We start from the raw sequence: 16,153 nt of genomic DNA on the forward strand, positions 1-16,153 counted from the left end.
AACTTGCAAGGATTGGCGTCGTGACGATCCTTTCCGCGCATGATCTCGTTCTGCCCGCCGCCTCGCTCGGAGCGGAGAACCCGCTCGCACCGCTGCGCAGTCATCAGGAACTGCACCAAGTGCAGAACCTGGCCGACGTTCCGGCCGACCTGCGCGAGAACATCCAGTACGGCCGGCTGCACAGCACGCTGCCGTGCCTGAACCAGGACGGCTACGACCGCGACCTGGTCGACACGACCTTCCCCGCGCTGATGCTGGAGAACGACCACGTCCGCGCGACCATCCTGCCCAGTCTCGGCGGACGGCTCTACTCGCTCGTGCACAAGGCCAGCGGTCAGGAGTTGCTGTACCGCAATCCCGTCTTCCAGCCCGCGAACCTCGCCCTGCGCAACGCCTGGTTCGCCGGCGGGGTCGAGTGGAACGTCGGCAGCACCGGCCACTGGACCGGCACCTGCGCCCCGATGCACGCCGCTCGCGTCGAAGGCCCGGACGGTACGCCGATCCTGCGGCTGTGGGAGCTCGAACGAACCCGCAACCTCGTCACCCAGCTCGACTTCTGGCTGCCGGCCGACTCGGAGTTCCTCTACGTCGGAGTACGGCTGCAGAACCCTTCCGATCGCGAGGTACCGGCGTACTGGTGGTCGAACATCGCCGTCGAGCAGTCGCCGGAGACGCGGGTGCTGGTGCCGGCCGACGAGGCCTGGCGGTTCGGGTACGCCGCCGCACCGGCGCCGGGCCGACGGCTGGATCTGATCGGCGTCCCCGACTTCGACGGTATCGACCTGACCTACCCGATGAAGCATCCGCGGGCGGTCGACTTCTTCTTCGAGCCGCTGCCGGACGAGTGGCCGTGGATCGCCTCGGTGGATGCTGAGGGCAACGGTCTGGCGCAGGCGTCGACGGATCGGCTGCGCGGGCGGAAGCTGTTCGTCTGGGGCGAGGGAGCCGGCGGCCACCGTTGGCAGGAGTGGCTCGCGCCGGGCCTCGGGGGACACGGGTACGCCGAGATCCAGGCCGGGCTCGCGCGGACCCAGCTGGAGCACCTGAAGTTGCCCGCAGCAACTTCATGGCATTGGTTGGAGGCCTACGGCCGGCTGTCGATGGATCCCGCGGCCGCACACTCCGGCGACTGGCGGACAGCCCGCACCGCGGCCGCCTCGGTCCTGCGCCCCGTGGTCGACACGCTCGCCGACCGGGAGCGGCTCTGGCTGACGGTCGTGGACGAGGCGCCCGTCGAGCGCCTGGCTGTCGGTTCAGGCTGGGGCGCACTCGAGCTCGCCCGGACCGGCTGGCCCGTTTCCGCCGGTACGCCGTTCGCCGACGACACGATGACCTCGCGGGAGCGCGCGTGGTTGCCGTTGCTCGACGGGCGGTTGCCCGCGACAGACGACGTACCGGATGGAACGTTGGTGAGTTGGCGGGAGTTGCTGGAGCACGCGGACGACAACTGGCTGGTCTGGTACCACCGGGGTGTCGCTCGGCATTACGACGGCGATCGGGACGGTGCGATCGAGGCATGGACGCAGGCCGGCGAGAACCCGTTCGCGCTGCGGAATCTCGGGTTCGTCACCGGGGAGTTGTCGTACTACGAGCGGGCGGTGGCGTTGCGGCCTGACCTGGTACCGCTGGTTGCGGAGGCGGTTGCGCTCGCCCTGGATCTCGACCTGGATCGGGCCGCCCGCATGCTCGACGGCGCTCCGGATGATCCGCGGATCAGGTTGTTGCGGGTCAGGTACGCGCTGGACACCGGCGACGCGCAGAAGGCGCACGAGTTGCTGGCCGACGGCATCCAGTTGGCCACGGTTCGGGAGGGGGCCAACCCGCTGACGGACTACTGGCTTGCCGCGGAGGAGGCACTCGGAACCAACCGGCCGGTGCCCGCGCAGTACCAGTTCGGCATGGGCGAGAACTGACTCAGCAAATTGTTATGTCCTGACCTGGAACCGACCAGGTTCGCTTGGCGTCTCACGATTGTGCGGCAAGGGCCGCACAAGGCAGTTCGACTACGACGACCGCGTCGCGCGGGCGACGCGTCGGGGGTGAGTGCCATGTTGACGATCGTTGTGCTCGGTGGGTTCGGCTTGGTGCTGCTGATCACGGCATGCATCGTGCTGGATGTGCTCGCCGGAGTCCGGCGGGACGAGATCCCTTCGGGTACAGAAGAGAAGACGGCCGGTCAGGTGATCCGGGTTCGTGGCCCGGTCCGCGGTCAGTTGGACGGCGGTGTACCGACGGAGTACACCGAGGTCACCATCGAGTACTGCACCCGCCGCGGTGAGGGACCCTTCGAGGTCCACCGCCGGTTCCCGGTGGGCGGCAGGATTCCTTACAGCAAGGGCGACCGGGTCATCGTCTGCTACGACGTCCGGACGCCGCGCCGGGCCCGCATCGCCGGCCGGGTCAGCCACTGGCCCCAGCTCGGACCGCGGTCTTCGGACCCGGTTCCACTGCCCTAGAACCAGGAGTCGCCGTACGGCTCCTGGTTCCGCCCCGACCTACTTCCCTCGCCTCGAGCGGGGGTTTTCCCGTTCAGGAGGGCAGGTGCGGGGCGAGCAGGTTGTAGAGGACCGGGCGGCCCTGCGCCAGGACGTACTCCGCCTCGTCCGCCGGCAATCGGTCGGCCAGGTGAGCCAGTGACTCGCCCATCGTGATGCTCAGGGTGACCGCCAGCTGGAAGTCCCGGGTGTCGCGAGCGCCGAAGCGGACGGACAGCAGTTCGGCGAACTCACCCGCGTGCTGGTCGTCGAACTCGCCCGGCTGCATCTCCAGGTCCGGATCGCCGAGCCCGCTCAGGACGACCGCGCGGAAACCCGGATCGGTGCGGTGCATCTCGCGGAACGTGTCCAGCGTGACGTCCACGGCCTGCCGCCAGGTCGACACCTCTGCCAGCCGCTCCCGGACAGCCTCGGTGTAGCGGGCCTGGTTCCGCCGCTCGATCGCCTGGATCAGGCTCCGCTTGTCCGGGAAATACCGGTACACGCTGCCGACCGCGATCTCCGCCCGCTTCGCGATCCCGCTCGTCGACGCGGCGTCGTACCCGCGCGCGACGACCTCGGCGCACGCCGCGTCCAGGATGCGTTCGACCTGCCTGCTGGCCCGGTCCTGCGTCGGCGTCCGGCGCAGCGGATACGCCCCCGATGTCACCATGTTGCTCATTGTCCATCTTCGAGGGGACCTTCGTTGCCACCTTCCTGTGACAGATTGCCGTCAGATCGGCGTCATCTCCACCGATCGACACTCTGAGGACCCGCCACAGGAGGGGAAGTCTCCGCATGCGCATCAGCAGAACGGTCGTCGCCGGCCTGGCCTCCGCCGCGATCGCAGCGTCCGGCCTGGCCGGTACGGCGATCGCCGACCACCAGGCCCCGCAGTCCGCCGGCCAGGCCGACAACTCGGGGCTGCGGCTCAACCAGATCCAGATGATGGGGTCGCACAACTCCTACCACCGCGAGCTCAGCCCGGCCGAGCAGAAGGTCCAGCAGGCGCAGAACCCCGGTTCGGTCGACCTCTGGTACTCGCACGCGTCGATCCCGTCGCAGCTGGAGGACCAGAACATCCGGACCCTCGAGCTCGACCTGCTCCCGGACCCGGCCGGCGGTCTCTACACGTACCCGCTGATCCGGAAGCTGACCGGACAGGGTCCGCTGACCGACCCGGCGATGGCCAAGCCCGGCATCAAGATCATGCACATCCCGGACTTCGACTACAACACGAACTGCGACACCTTCGTGCTGTGTCTGCAGCAGGTGAAGTCCTGGTCCGACAAGCACCCGGACCACGTGCCGATCACGATCAACCTCGAGCTCAAGCAGTCCGACCCGAACGTGGTCGCGGCCGGTGGCGTGCAGTCGCCGCCGTGGGACGCGGCGGCCCTCGACGGTGTCGACCGCGAGATCCGGTCGGTCTTCCCGGAGAAGAAGCTGCTCACCGCGGACGACGTACGCAAGCCCGGCCTGACGCTGGAGCAGTCGGTGCTGACCAAGGGCTGGCCGAAGCTCGACGCGGTCCGCGGCCAGGTGCTGTTCTACTTCGACAACGGCGGACCCGGCGCGATCCGCGACCTGTACCTGGCCGGCAAGCCGAACCTCGAGGGCCGGGCGGTCTTCACCCGCGGTCCCGAGGGGCAGCCGGATGCCGCGATCACGCAGGTGAACGACCCGCGCGGCGCCAACCAGGCCGAGATCCAGCGGCTGGTCTCGAAGGGCTACCTGATCCGTACCCGCTCGGACGAGCCGCTGGCGACGATCCGGGACAACGACACCAGCCGGGTCGGTATCGCGCTGGCCAGTGGCGCGCAGGTGGTGACCACCGACTTCCCGGTCGTCGGCATGGCCGCCCGCTACGACAGCGACTTCGTCGCGAAGCTGCCTGGGCACACCGCCGTACGATGCAATCCTGTGTCGGCGCCGCAGTGGTGCCGGAACGTCGCGGAGAGGTGACCTGAGCATGTCGGAGCACGTGGTCGATGTCAGTTGGAGCCGGAGTGGGCACGAGTTCACCTACGACAGCTACAACCGCGACCACGAGTGGCGCTTCGACGGCGGCATCACCGTGCCCGGGTCGGCCAACCCGCAGTACCTGGGCAACCCGGGCCCGGTCGACCCGGAGGAGGCGTTCGTGGCGGCGCTGTCGTCCTGCCACATGCTGACCTTCCTGGCGATCGCGGCCCGCAAGCGGCTGGTCGTCGACGCGTACGACGACCACGCGGTCGGCGTGATGGCGAAGAACGAGGCCGGGCGGCTGGCGATCACCCAGGTGACGCTGAACCCGAAGATCGTCTGGGGCGGTCCGGAGCCGGACGCGGAAGCGCTCGAGCGGATCCACCACCGGGCCCACCTGGAGTGCTTCATCGCCAACTCGGTCACCACCGAGGTGGTCGTGGCCGGAATCGGCTGAGACAGACAAAAACCACCCGCCGGTCCGGCCTGAGCCTCGCGCAAGCGGCGTCAGGACAGCCGGCGGGTGGTTGTGGGGTGCACCTCTGTGGTGGTGCACCCGGACGGATCCGGCGGCGCCTCGCACGGGGCGCCTCTGCGTTGGTGCGTTCTCCGCGCGGTCTACCTCGGTGGGGAAGACCGTGCGGGCGGCGCCGCCTGGATCCGTTCGTCCGGTTCGCGCCAGTTACTGCTCGGCGGCGGCGTCGCTCCGGTCGTCGGTGGTCTGGGTCGTGTCGACGGCCAGCAGGTCCTCGAGCCGGCGGACCTGCTCGTTGGCCATCGAGGTCATCAGTCGGTGGATCGTCATGCCAGTGAGACGCACCCGGCCCCGGGGTATGACGGCGATCCGGCCGGATTTCTTCGTGTGACCTACTTCTCATCCAGCCCGTCGAGGCGGAGCGGGATCAGTCGCCGGGCCTCGTCGTACGACGTACCGGTCAGCTCGAGCAGGTCGACGACGGTCGATCGGATCTGCCCGAGCACCACGACGGCCGACAGACCGGTGGGCAGTGGCATCTCCGCCGTACGGCGGCCGAGCTCGCCCAGCACGCGATGTGCGGCGACGTCGGCGGCGGGCTCGAACAGCGACTCGGCGATCAGCCGGGTGCCGTCGGCGAGGCGTTCGAGCAGCATCGGGTACTCGGCCGGCATCGCCTCGTCACGCCAGACCGAGACGGCGCAGCGACGGACCAGGACGCGGATGTTCCGGATCGCCCGGTCCAGCGGTACGACGAGGTCGGCGACCTCCTGGACGCGGCCGCGGTGCCGGCGGACGAACGGCGACAGCCTGACCACGGCGACGCCCTCGTCGGCCGCGCTGCGCAGGTCGTCCAGTTGGGACTCGCTGGCGCGGGCCCGGCGGAGCGCGTCGGTGACAGCCTCCTCGTCCCGGGCGCGGAGGCCGTCGGCGGTCTCGATCAGGATCTCGGCCAACTCGTTCAGCACCCCGGAGGCTTGTTGCCGCGGGCGCCTGATCGCGGTGGCCGGCGCGATGGTGGCGGCGGCCACCGCGACCAGGCCGCCGAGGGCCGCGTCGAGCCAGCGGCTGAAGCCGGCACCCGGGTTCGGCAGGAGGGTGGTGACGATCGCGGCCTGGACCCCGGCCTGCGTGGTCATCAGGGTCCCCGCGCCGAGCAGGACCGCGACACTCATCGCCAGCGCGATCACGAACACGATCTGCGGGATCCCGGTGCCGAAGACGCGGACGAACAGGTCGCCGACCCCGACCCCGACGGCCACGCCGACCATCACCTCGGCGACCCGGCGCAGCCGCTGACCGAAGCTGAACCCGAGGCAGACCATCGCCGCGACGGGCGCGAAGAACGGTTGTCTGTGACCAAGGACGTACCGGGCGAGGGCCCAGGCGACGCCGGCGGCGATCGCGCACTGTGAGATGAAGAAGACGCGGCTGCGCCACCGGTCCACCCGGGTCCGGACCGACGCGCGCGAGCGGAGGACGGCCTGCGGCGCGATGTCGTCGCGCAGCTCCCGCAACTGGTCCAACGTCAGCCTGACCGGATCCACGGACCCCATTGTCCAGGCAACCGCCCGCCAGCTTGCTTCACCGCCCGCAGGAGGTCAGGGTTGGGTCATGACCGAGAACAACCGTGAGGACTACGGCAGCTACAGCGTCGACGACGAGGACCAGCTGCAGCCCACGGACACCCTGAACGACCGTGGCGTGGACGACCTGCTCGACGAGGGCTACTCGCCGCCGGAGAAGTGGTCCGCCGGTGAAGGATTCGGTACGACGCCCGACGAGGCGCTGCAGGGGGAGTCGCTGGACCAGCGGATCGCCCAGGAGGAGCCGGACGCCGACCCGTACGCCGAGGACGGCGAGGACGTCGGCGGACCCGAGGTCGGCGTGGTCCGGTCCGGCCGCCTGGTCGCGCCGGACGAGGGCGCGCACAGTGACGACGACGATGAACTGGTCGCCGAGGACGTCGGCTTCGACGGCGCCGCCGCCTCCGCCGAGGAAGCCGCCGTCCACGTAGTCGACGACGAGGACAACTTCGAACTGGACGACGAAGACGAGGAAGACCTCCCCTCCTACGAAAACGTAGACCTAGGCGACGTAACCGACCCCGAAGACTGACCCCGCCTCCGGCGGGCAGGTCGGGAGCACCCCGAGCACTGACAACCCGCCTACGGCGAGCAGGTTGCGGGAGCACCCTAGGACTGACCAGCCCGCCTCCGGCAGGCAGGTTGGGGAGCACGCCGAGGACTGACAGCCCGCCTCCGGCGGGCGGGGCGGGGGAGAAGCGCGCGGTGGGCGAGGTTGGGGTGAAGCGACCGCCGCACGGCGTCAACTGCCCGCCTCGTGGCGGGTTGGTGAGGCGGGATGCGGACAGCGTCCCCGGCTGGCAGTAGCCGGCGGGAGGGGCTGCCTGTCGGTGGGCTGGTTGGGGGAGTACGCCGAGGACTGACGAGCCCCGCCTACGACCCGTGGGTTGGAGGAGAAGCGCGCGGTGCGCGCGGTTGGGGGGCAGCGGTCGCCGCGCGGCGTCAGGTGACCGCCGAATGGCGGCTAGCCGCACAGATCATGCAGTGGCGGGGTTAGCGAGGCGTGACCTGGATTTCGGCGCCTCGGCTGGGGACGAGGGTTACGTTTTTGGGTTGGGCTGGTTCTGGTTTGGGGTGGGGGGCGGTGACGTTGTAGGTGGCGAGGGCGGCGCGGAGGATTTCGGTGCCTTCCATCAGGGAGAAGCCGGCTCCGATGCACCGCCGCGCCCCGCCGCCGAACGGCATCCAGGTCCCCGGCGCCGGCGGGTCGTCGTCCAGGAACCGCTGCGGCCGGAACTCCTGCGGCATCGGGAAATGATCGCCGTCGCGGTGCACCAGCCCGACCGCGGCCATGATCGTCGTACCCCGGGGCAGCCGGTAGCCGGCGATGTCCGCGGTCTCGGTCAGCCGCCGGCCGACCTGGTACACGACCGGATGCAGCCGCATGGCCTCCTTGAGAATCGCCTCCAGCTCGTCGTCCGCGCCCGCGTCCGCCGCCCGCTGACCGAACTCCAGGTCCTCGCGGCTCCGGGCCAGCTCGTGGAACGTCCACGCCAGCGCCGTCGCGGTCGTCTCGTGCCCGGCCAGCAGCAACGTGACCAACTGGTCCCGCAGCTCCACGTCCGACCAGGTGCCGGCGGCAAGCAACCGGGACAGTACGTCGTTGCGTCCGGCAAGGTTCCCGCGGCGCTTGGCGATCTCGTCGTACAGGATCTCGTCCACCTGCTGCTGCACGGTCAGGTAGGTCCGCCACGGCCGCACCCGGAGCAGGGCCGGGTAGAACCCACCCAGCATGATCACCGGCGAGACCGAGACGATCTTGTCCAGCAGCGGCCGGAGCTGGTTCAGCCGGTCGCGGTCCGTCACGCCGAAGATGACCTGGAGGATGATCTCCAGCGTCAGGTTCCGCATCCGCTGATGCACCTTGAACGGCTTGCCGATCGGCCAGGTCTCGACGTCGGCGCGGGCCAGTTCGTGCACCATGCCGGCGTACCCACGCAAGGCCTGACCGGAGAACGCCGGCATCAACTGCCGCCGCATCCGCACGTGGTCCTCGTCGTCCAGCAGGAGCAGCGAGTGCGCGCCCATGATCGGCTTGAGCACTGTGTTGCCCTCGCCCGCGTGCATCACCGACGGCGGACTGCCGAACACCTCGCGAATGTGGTCGGGCCGGCTCAGGACGACGCACACCCGGCTGGACGGGACCAGCCGGATCGTGAACACGTCGCCGTACTTCGCCCGCATCCGGGGGAAGAACGTCCGGCGATGACTGGCGAACAACACGGTCTGCGCCAACGTCGGCAACCGTGGACCCGGCGGGAGGGTGCGCGCCGTCTGCCGGTCGAGCGTCCGGCCACCGAGCAAGGGTGTCGAAGCCATACCTTCACGCTACGTCAGCCGGGTGAACGACGGGCGTCGTACGAACCAAGCCGTGAGCCGCGGCAAACCGGTAGACACCGCTTTCCCGGGTGTCTACCGTGACTTCCGGTAGCCGCACGTCGGAAGGACCTGAGCGGAGATGCCCGCACCTCGTCGAGATAACGGACGTCAGTTGACTTAGCGTCCGTCGGAGCCACCAGGGCCGCGGCCTTGGGGAATCGCGCACTCGGGAGGAGCCGAGAGGCCCCCCGGTCGATCCAGTTCGACGGTGTCACGGCAGCTCCCGCGCTCAGCGCAGTGACGCTGCCCGGTCCTGTGTTCAGTCGACTCTGGAAGCGGTGCTCCCTTCATGAATTCTTCTTCTGACGTCCCGTCGATGCAGCCGCGGGTGATCGCGGCGCGGGATCTCACCAAGACCTATACGTTCCATCAGCAGCGCGCCGGGCTCGGCGGCGCACTGACCAGCCTGGTCCGGCGCAAGTACGAGACCCGGCTCGCGGTCGACCGGATCAGCTTCGGCATCCACCGCGGCGAGGTGGTCGGGCTGCTCGGCCCGAACGGCGCCGGCAAGACCACCACGCTGAAGATGCTGTCCGGCCTGCTCTACACGACCTCCGGCGATCTCGAGGTGCTCGGCTCCACCCCGTCGGACCGCAAGCACGACTACCTGCGCCGGATCGCGCTGGTGATGGGCCAGAAGTCCATGCTGTGGTGGGACATCCCGGCGATGGAAAGTCTCCTGCTGCACAAGGACATGTACGGGCTGGACCAGGACGAGTTCGAGCACAACGTGACCGAACTCGCGGAGCTCCTGGACGTGCGGGACCTGCTGAACATCCAGGTCCGCAAGGTCTCCCTCGGCGAGCGGATGAAGCTCGAGCTGATGGCGGCGCTGGTGCACGGCCCGGAGATCCTGTTCCTCGACGAGCCGACCATCGGCCTCGACGTCGTCGCGAAGGCGCGGGTCCGGTCCTTCCTTGCCGAGGTCAACAAGCTGCGCGGTACGACGATCCTCGTCACCAGTCACGACATGGACGACATCGAGGCGCTGTGTTCGCGGGTAATGATCATCGACCACGGCCGCCTGCAGTACGACGGCGGCCTGGACGAACTCGTCCGGACCACGCGGCCACGCAAACTCGTCCAGGCGACGTACGCGACCACCGTCGACGGCCACCGCCTGACCTCGCTCGACGGGGTCGGCGCGGTCGAGAGCTCCGGGCAACTGGTGAGGCTCGAGGTCGATCGCGAGCGAACCGGGGATGTCCTCGAGCAGCTGACCCGCCTCGGCCCGCTGGTCGACCTCGACGTCGCGGACGCCGATGTCGAGGACATCATGCGCGACCTCTTCGTCCGCCGCAGTACGTCGGGGGACGCGTCATGAACACCTTCGTCCGCAACGCCCGGGTGCTGCGCCGGATGACCGTGGCCGAGATCGTCCAGCAGTCCGTCTACCGCGGCGCCTGGGTCATCTTCATGGCGGCCAACATCTGCGTTCCGGTCATCTCGCTGCTGATCTGGCGGACAGCGATCGCTAACGGGGCCGGGCTCCCGATCGACGAGCAGTACATCACGACGTACTTCGTGCTGCTCAGCTTCGTCACGATGGCGACCTCGTCGTGGATGACCGGGTTCCTCGCGGACGACATCCGGCTCGGGAAACTGTCCCGCTGGATGGTGCGTCCGGCGTCGCTGCTGCTGGGCTTCGTGAGCAACAACCTGTCGGAGAAGTTCCTGAAGGCGTTCGCGCTGGTGCCGATGATCGGTGGGTTGTGGTGGATCTTCCGCGACTCGATGAAGATCCCGGCCGGACCTGGTCGCTGGGTGGTGTTCGCGGTCAGCCTCGTACTGGCGGCGGTTCTGGTGTTCACCATCGACATCCTGATCGCGTCACTGGCGTTCTGGATGGACGATGTCGCGGCGCTGGCGCAGGCCCGGTTGATCATCGCGAGTGTGTTGTCGGGCTCCGTCGTACCGCTGGCGCTGATGCCGGACTGGTCCCGGACGTTCGTCGACTATCAGCCGTTCCGGTACACGGTGTCGTTCCCGGTCGAGATCGTCGCGGGTGGTCTGAGCCGACCGGACCTGCTGGCCGGCCTGGGGATGCAGCTGGCCTATGTCGTGGGCTTCGGCGTGCTCGCGCGGCTGGTGTGGTCGGCCGGAATCCGGGCGTACTCGGCGGTGGGCGCATGAGCGAGCTGCGGACGTACGCCGGCGACCGGGCGCCGCTGGATCGCAATCGGCTGCACAAGCAGTGGCGCCACCTGCGACTGTGGCGTCGGTTCCTCGCGCAGGCGGTAGTTCGGGAGACGCACTACCGGGCGCATTTCGTCACCACCCTGCTGGTCGGGCTGGTCCAGTTCGGGCTCGGGATCGTGCCGGTCCTGCTGCTGTTCGGATTCACCGGTCAGCTGCACGGCTGGTCGCGGGCCGAGGTGATCACGCTGGCCGGGATGTACCAGATCGTCACCGGGCTGATGGCTGCGTTCATCGCGCCGAACCTGAACCGGATGACGTCGTACCTGACCGAGGGTGAACTCGACGTGGTGCTGCTGCGGCCGGTGTCGAGCCAGTTCTACCTGACACTGCGGTGGATCAACGTGGCCGAGCTGAGCAACGTCGTCAGTGGGCTCGCGGTGGTGGTGATCGGCCTGGTGCAGTCGGGGGCGACCCCCGACCCGCTGGAGGTCGTTCAGGCTCTGGCGCTGGCTGCGTGCGGCCTGGTGCTGCTCACGGCGGTCTGGTCGGCGATGTCGTTCCTGGCCTTCTGGCTGCAGTCGGTGGGGCCGATCGGGAGCATCTACCTCAACCTGGTCGAGGCCGGGCGGTATCCGCTGGTGTTCTTCCCGGTGCCGGTGCGTGGATTCCTGACCTTCGTGTTCCCGGTCGCGTTCGCCTCGACCTTCCCGGTCCAGGCGCTCGGTGGGGACCTCGGGTGGTGGCCGGTCGGCGGTGGTGCCGGGCTCGCCGTGGTGGCGTTGACGCTCGTTCGGCTGCTGTGGCGGCGCGGTCTGCGGTCGTACGCCAGCGCCAGCTCCTGACCACAAGCGCCCGGCGCCGCTGTCGCGGCGCCGGGCGCGGGGTGGGGGGTCAGGAACGCTTGAAGCGAAGGGTCAGGATCTGGAAGGGGCGGAGCTCGAAGGAGACTCCGTTGTCCTGCAGGTCCCGGTCCGCCAGGTGACGCTCGAGCAGGTCGACCTCGGTCACCGACGCCGCGCCGAACGACGGCGTGACGGTGGCGCGGGAGCGGCCGCCGGAGGACTCGTAGAGGCGGACGACGACGTCGCCGGAGCGGTCGTCGGCCAGCTTGAGCGACTCGACGATCACGTTGCCGTTGTCGACGGCAACGATCGGCTCGGTGCCGTCGGCACCGGTGACGACCCGCTCGGGCAGGTTGATCCGGTAGCCCTCCTCGATCGCCTCCGGGATCCCGGCACCGACCACCAGTGCGTGGTTGACGGTGTGCACGCCCTGGTCGGTCTGCGGGTCGGGGAACCGCGGTGCGCGGATCAGCGACGTCCGGATCGTGGTGGTCGTGCCACCGTCCTCGCGGGCGGTCCGGTTGATGTCGTGGCCGTACGTCGAGTCGTTGACGACGGCAACGCCGTACCCCGGCTCGCCGACGTGCACCCAGCGGTGCGCCGCGATCTCGAACTTCGCCGCGTCCCACGAGGTGTTCTGGTGGGTCGGCCGGAAGATGTGCCCGAACTGCGTCTCGGACGCGGACCGGTCGGCGTGCACGTCGACCGGGTACGCCGCCTTGAGGAACTTCTCCGCCTCGTGCCAGTCCATCGTGGTCTCGATGTCGACCCGCTTCGTGCCAGGCCGCAGCCGCAGCGTCTGGGTGACCGACGACCGGCCGAACGAGCGCTTCACGATGACCGTCGCGACGCCGGAGTCGGTGCTGAAGTCGACGCTGTCGACCTCGGTCACGTCGCGGACGTTGTTCTTGTAGAACGAGTCCACGTCCCAGGCGTCCCAGTTGTTCGGGGTGTCCACGTGCAGTTGCAGAAGGTTGCCCACGGCACCCGGCGCGATCACCTCGCGGCCGGCCTCGACGTCGTACAGCGAGGTGATCAGGCCGCGGTCGTCGATCGTGACCCGGATCAGCCCGTTGTCCAGTACGCCGTCCTGCACCGACACGGCCTGGCCTTCGCCGACTGCGACACCAGCGCCGAGCCCGGCGATGCCGTTGCGCCCGTGTGGCGCGGCGTTGAAGACGATCTGGGCGTCGCCGGAACCGGCCAGCGCCTGCTGGGCCTTCGCGATGATCGCCTCGAGCTCCCAGGCCAACCGAGCGTAGGTCTCCTCGGCCTCGCGGTGCACCCAGGAGATCGACGAGCCCGGCAGGATGTCGTGGAACTGGTTCAGCAGCACGGCCTTCCAGATCCGGTCCAGGTCCTCGTACGGATACGCGTCCAGCTTGCCCGCAACGACCGCTGCCGCGGACCACAGCTCGGCCTCGCGGAGCAGGTGCTCGCTGCGCCGGTTGCCCTGCTTGGTCTTGGCCTGCGAGGTGTACGTCGCCCGGTGGATCTCCAGGTAGAGCTCACCGGACCAGACCGGCGCGTGGCCGTGGTACTCCTCCTCGGCGGCGGTGAAGAACTCGGTCGGGGACTCGATCGTCACCCGCGGCGAGGACTCCAGGTTCGCCACCCGGCGCGCGGTCGCGACGAACTCGCGGGTTGGGCCGCCACCGCCGTCGCCGTACCCGAACGGGACCAGCGAACGGGTCGCCGCGCCGTTCTCGGCGAAGTTGCGCTGGGCGTGCGCGAGCTCCCGGCCGGACAGGTCGGAGTTGTAGGTGTCGATCGGCGAGAAGTGGGTGAACACCCGGGTCCCGTCCAGGCCCTCCCACCAGAAGGTGTGGTGCGGGAACCGGTTCTCCTTGTTCCAGGAGATCTTCTGGGTCAGGAACCACTTCGACCCGGACAGCTTCACCAGCTGCGGCAGCGCCGCGGTGTAGCCGAACGAGTCCGGCAGCCAGACCTCCTGGGTGTCGATCCCGTACTCGTCCAGGAAGAACTTCTTGCCGTGCACGAACTGCCGGGCCAGCGCCTCGCTGCCGGGCAGGTTGGTGTCGGACTCGACCCACATGCCGCCGACCGGAACGATGGTGCCGTCGGCAACGGCCTTCTTCAGCCGCTCCCACACCTCCGGGTAGTTCTCCTTCACCCACGCGTGCTGCTGGGCCTGCGAGAACGCGAAGACGAGCTCCGGATACTCCTGCGCCAGCGTGGCGACGTTGGACACCGTCCGGGCCACCTTGCGGCGGGTCTCACGCAGCGGCCAGAGCCAGGCGGAGTCGATGTGCGCATGCCCGACCGCGGACAGCTGGTGCGCGCTCGCGTGGGCCGGCCGGCTCAGTACGTCGGTCAGCTGTGCGCGGGCGTCCGCGGCGGTGGCGGCGACGTTCTCGTAGTCCAGGGCGTCCATCGCGCGGCTCAGCGCCCGTAGGATCTCCCGGCGGCGCGGCTCCTGCACGGACAACTGCTGCTGCAGGCCGTCCAGCGCCTCCAGGTCGAGGATCAGGTCCCAGACCTCGGCGTTGAAGACGGCGACGTCGGCACGGGCCAGCCGGTAGATCGGCGTACCGCCCGGCTCGGGCTTGCCGCCGACGTCGGTCGGTGCGAACGCGTTCGACCCGAGGACCTCGGGGTTCGCGGCCGCCTCGACGTAGAACTCGATCCGGTCGCCCGCGTGCGCCGGCGTACCGTCGGGGCCGAGGATCGACAGCGGGGCGTAGGTCTGCCGCGGGTGCAGGCCCTTCAGCGGTTTGCCGGACGTGGTGTGGACGAGGCCCTCCGCGGAGAACCCGGGGCCGCCGCTGAAGCCGAGGTCGATGACGGCCTCGATCTCGCTGCCGGCCCACTCGGCCGGGACCTGGCCGCTGAACTTGAACCACGCGGTGCCCCAGGCCGCACCCCACGGCAGACCGATCGCGGCCGGCTCGTAGGTCTGGGCGAGTGCCTCGGCGGGGGACACGGGCTCACCGGGGGCGTGCCACACCTCGATGTCCAGCGGGACGGAGGCGCCGTAGATCGCGGGGCGGATCCGCTCCCGCAGGGCGCGCTGGAGCCGCTCCTCGATGAGTTGACGGTCGTCGTGCACGAAATCATCCTCCGGCCAGGTCTGAATGGGCTGCTCACGCGATCCGCGCGACCGCTGCATGACAACGCTGTCACACCCACCCCGTACGCGTCCAGACGCAGTTCACCGCAGTACCTGCGGGTAGCGGTTCGGTTGCGGGCAGGGTACGTAACTACCCGGAGAGCCGGATGTTGTCTAGGTTGTCCTGCATGGATCGCCCCCGCCTGTTCACCCCCGACAGGAACAGCCTCCTCAGACCCGACGGAATGACCCGGCGCAGCCTGCTCGGTCTGGGGGCCGCGGCGGTCGCCGCGATGGCAGTCCCCGGATGTTCCCGCGGCCGTTCCGACGAGCCGGCACCGGACGGGCCGGGCATCTTCGCGACCGGTAACAAGGGCGGCGTCTACAACCAGTTCGGCATCGACCTGTCCAAGCTGATCAGCGAGGTCACCGGCGTCACGCTGCAGCCACTGGTCACCGGCGGTTCGGTCGACAACCTGATCAAGGTGTCCAGCCAGAAGGCCGACATCGGCTTCTGTACGTCGGACACCGCGCTGGCGGCGTACGAGGCCACCGGGGTGTTCGCCTCCGGGAAGCTGAAGTTCAGCGCGCTGGCCCGGGCGTACGACAACTACGTGCACGTGGTCGTGCCGATGGCCTTCAAGGGCCAGGAGTTGACGGCCCTCGAGGGCAAGGTGGTCAGTGTCGGCCAGCAGACGTCCGGCACCAGGATCGTCGCCGACCTGATCCTCGACACCGCCGGCGTGAAGGTGACGAAGCGGTTCCTCAGCCTGGAGGACTCGGTCAAGGCGCTGGAGGCCAAGGCCGAAGACCCCAAGGCGAGGGGCGGCATCGACGCGCTGATCTGGAGCGGCGGCGTGCCGACCGAGCCGATCGGCAAGCTGCAGGACTCGATCGGCTTCCGCCTGCTCGACATCGGCAACGTCGCCCAGACGATCGCCCTCAAGGAGTTCGGCGGCTACGTGGTGTCCGCGATCCCGCCCTCGGCGTACAAGCTGGCCAGCTCGGTGCCGACGCTGGCGATCCCGAACTACATCGTGGCCAAGCCGAACCTGTCGGACTCGTGGGCCTGGTGGACGGTCAACACCTTGTTCCGCCGCCAGAACGATCTGATCGCGGCACACCCGGAGGCCGGCGCACTCGACCCGCGCTCGGCGATCGCGACGATGCCGATCCCGCTGCACCCGGCCGCCGAGCGCTGGTACCGCGAGAACCACATCTGA

The 16,153-nt window shown here is 69.2% G+C and carries 14 protein-coding genes; 9 read left to right on the plus strand and 5 right to left on the minus strand.

Annotated features, from left to right (window positions below; genetic code table 11):
- Positions 1–20: 20 nt before the first annotated feature.
- On the plus strand, positions 21–1,913 hold the full coding sequence (locus ACGFH6_RS33505) for a DUF5107 domain-containing protein (protein ID WP_393391982.1): 1,893 nt from the start codon (positions 21–23) through the stop codon (positions 1,911–1,913).
- Between the two features lie 135 nt (positions 1,914–2,048).
- A complete protein-coding gene (locus ACGFH6_RS33510) occupies positions 2,049–2,456 on the plus strand; it encodes a DUF3592 domain-containing protein (RefSeq protein WP_393391985.1) in 408 nt (135 codons plus the stop codon).
- Positions 2,457–2,529: 73 nt separating this feature from the next.
- Here ACGFH6_RS33510 and ACGFH6_RS33515 read toward each other — a convergent pair whose 3' ends face one another.
- A complete protein-coding gene (locus ACGFH6_RS33515) occupies positions 2,530–3,147 on the minus strand; it encodes a TetR/AcrR family transcriptional regulator (RefSeq protein WP_393391988.1) in 618 nt (205 codons plus the stop codon).
- A 125-nt stretch (positions 3,148–3,272) separates the two neighbouring features.
- Here ACGFH6_RS33515 and ACGFH6_RS33520 point away from each other — a divergent pair, with 125 nt between their 5' ends.
- Both ACGFH6_RS33520 and ACGFH6_RS33525 read left to right on the plus strand, forming a co-directional pair.
- Positions 3,273–4,439: a phosphatidylinositol-specific phospholipase C1-like protein gene (locus ACGFH6_RS33520; RefSeq protein WP_393391991.1), complete on the plus strand. Its 1,167-nt coding sequence runs from the start codon at positions 3,273–3,275 to the stop codon at positions 4,437–4,439.
- A 7-nt stretch (positions 4,440–4,446) separates the two neighbouring features.
- Positions 4,447–4,896 carry an OsmC family protein gene (locus ACGFH6_RS33525; RefSeq protein WP_393391993.1) on the plus strand — a complete coding sequence of 150 codons (450 nt, stop codon included), beginning with the start codon at positions 4,447–4,449 and terminating at the stop codon, positions 4,894–4,896.
- A 225-nt stretch (positions 4,897–5,121) separates the two neighbouring features.
- On the opposite strand, the gene ACGFH6_RS33530 is transcribed toward ACGFH6_RS33525, so the two are convergent.
- A complete protein-coding gene (locus tag ACGFH6_RS33530) occupies positions 5,122–5,244 on the minus strand; it encodes a hypothetical protein (RefSeq protein WP_272949120.1) in 123 nt (40 codons plus the stop codon).
- A gap of 62 nt (positions 5,245–5,306) precedes the next feature.
- Positions 5,307–6,461: an aromatic acid exporter family protein gene (locus ACGFH6_RS33535; protein WP_393391997.1), complete on the minus strand. Its 1,155-nt coding sequence runs from the start codon at positions 6,459–6,461 to the stop codon at positions 5,307–5,309.
- A gap of 67 nt (positions 6,462–6,528) precedes the next feature.
- Here ACGFH6_RS33535 and ACGFH6_RS33540 point away from each other — a divergent pair, with 67 nt between their 5' ends.
- On the plus strand, positions 6,529–7,032 hold the full coding sequence (locus ACGFH6_RS33540) for a DUF5709 domain-containing protein (RefSeq protein ID WP_393392000.1): 504 nt from the start codon (positions 6,529–6,531) through the stop codon (positions 7,030–7,032).
- Between the two features lie 461 nt (positions 7,033–7,493).
- Here the strand turns inward: ACGFH6_RS33540 and ACGFH6_RS33545 are convergent, their stop codons facing one another.
- Complete coding sequence (locus tag ACGFH6_RS33545; RefSeq protein ID WP_393392003.1) at positions 7,494–8,819, minus strand: cytochrome P450; 1,326 nt, start codon at positions 8,817–8,819, stop codon at positions 7,494–7,496.
- 349 nt (positions 8,820–9,168) lie between these two features.
- Here ACGFH6_RS33545 and ACGFH6_RS33550 point away from each other — a divergent pair, with 349 nt between their 5' ends.
- From ACGFH6_RS33550 to ACGFH6_RS33560, 3 genes are read left to right on the plus strand one after another with little or no spacing between them, the layout of a single operon-like run.
- On the plus strand, positions 9,169–10,203 hold the full coding sequence (locus ACGFH6_RS33550) for an ATP-binding cassette domain-containing protein (RefSeq protein ID WP_393392005.1): 1,035 nt from the start codon (positions 9,169–9,171) through the stop codon (positions 10,201–10,203).
- Complete coding sequence (locus tag ACGFH6_RS33555) at positions 10,200–11,012, plus strand: ABC transporter permease (protein WP_393392008.1); 813 nt, start codon at positions 10,200–10,202, stop codon at positions 11,010–11,012. The genes ACGFH6_RS33550 and ACGFH6_RS33555 overlap by 4 nt, the downstream gene beginning before the upstream one ends.
- Positions 11,009–11,860 carry an ABC transporter permease gene (locus ACGFH6_RS33560; RefSeq protein WP_393392010.1) on the plus strand — a complete coding sequence of 284 codons (852 nt, stop codon included), beginning with the start codon at positions 11,009–11,011 and terminating at the stop codon, positions 11,858–11,860. The genes ACGFH6_RS33555 and ACGFH6_RS33560 overlap by 4 nt, the downstream gene beginning before the upstream one ends.
- Before the next feature lie 49 nt (positions 11,861–11,909).
- Here ACGFH6_RS33560 and ACGFH6_RS33565 read toward each other — a convergent pair whose 3' ends face one another.
- On the minus strand, positions 11,910–14,930 hold the full coding sequence (locus tag ACGFH6_RS33565; RefSeq protein WP_393392013.1) for an alpha-mannosidase: 3,021 nt from the start codon (positions 14,928–14,930) through the stop codon (positions 11,910–11,912).
- A gap of 188 nt (positions 14,931–15,118) precedes the next feature.
- Here ACGFH6_RS33565 and ACGFH6_RS33570 point away from each other — a divergent pair, with 188 nt between their 5' ends.
- Positions 15,119–16,153, plus strand: coding sequence for a TAXI family TRAP transporter solute-binding subunit (locus tag ACGFH6_RS33570; protein WP_393392016.1), 1,035 nt, complete (start codon positions 15,119–15,121; stop codon positions 16,151–16,153).

The organism is Kribbella sp. NPDC049227 (assembly GCF_043197265.1).
Classification (GTDB): domain Bacteria; phylum Actinomycetota; class Actinomycetes; order Propionibacteriales; family Kribbellaceae; genus Kribbella.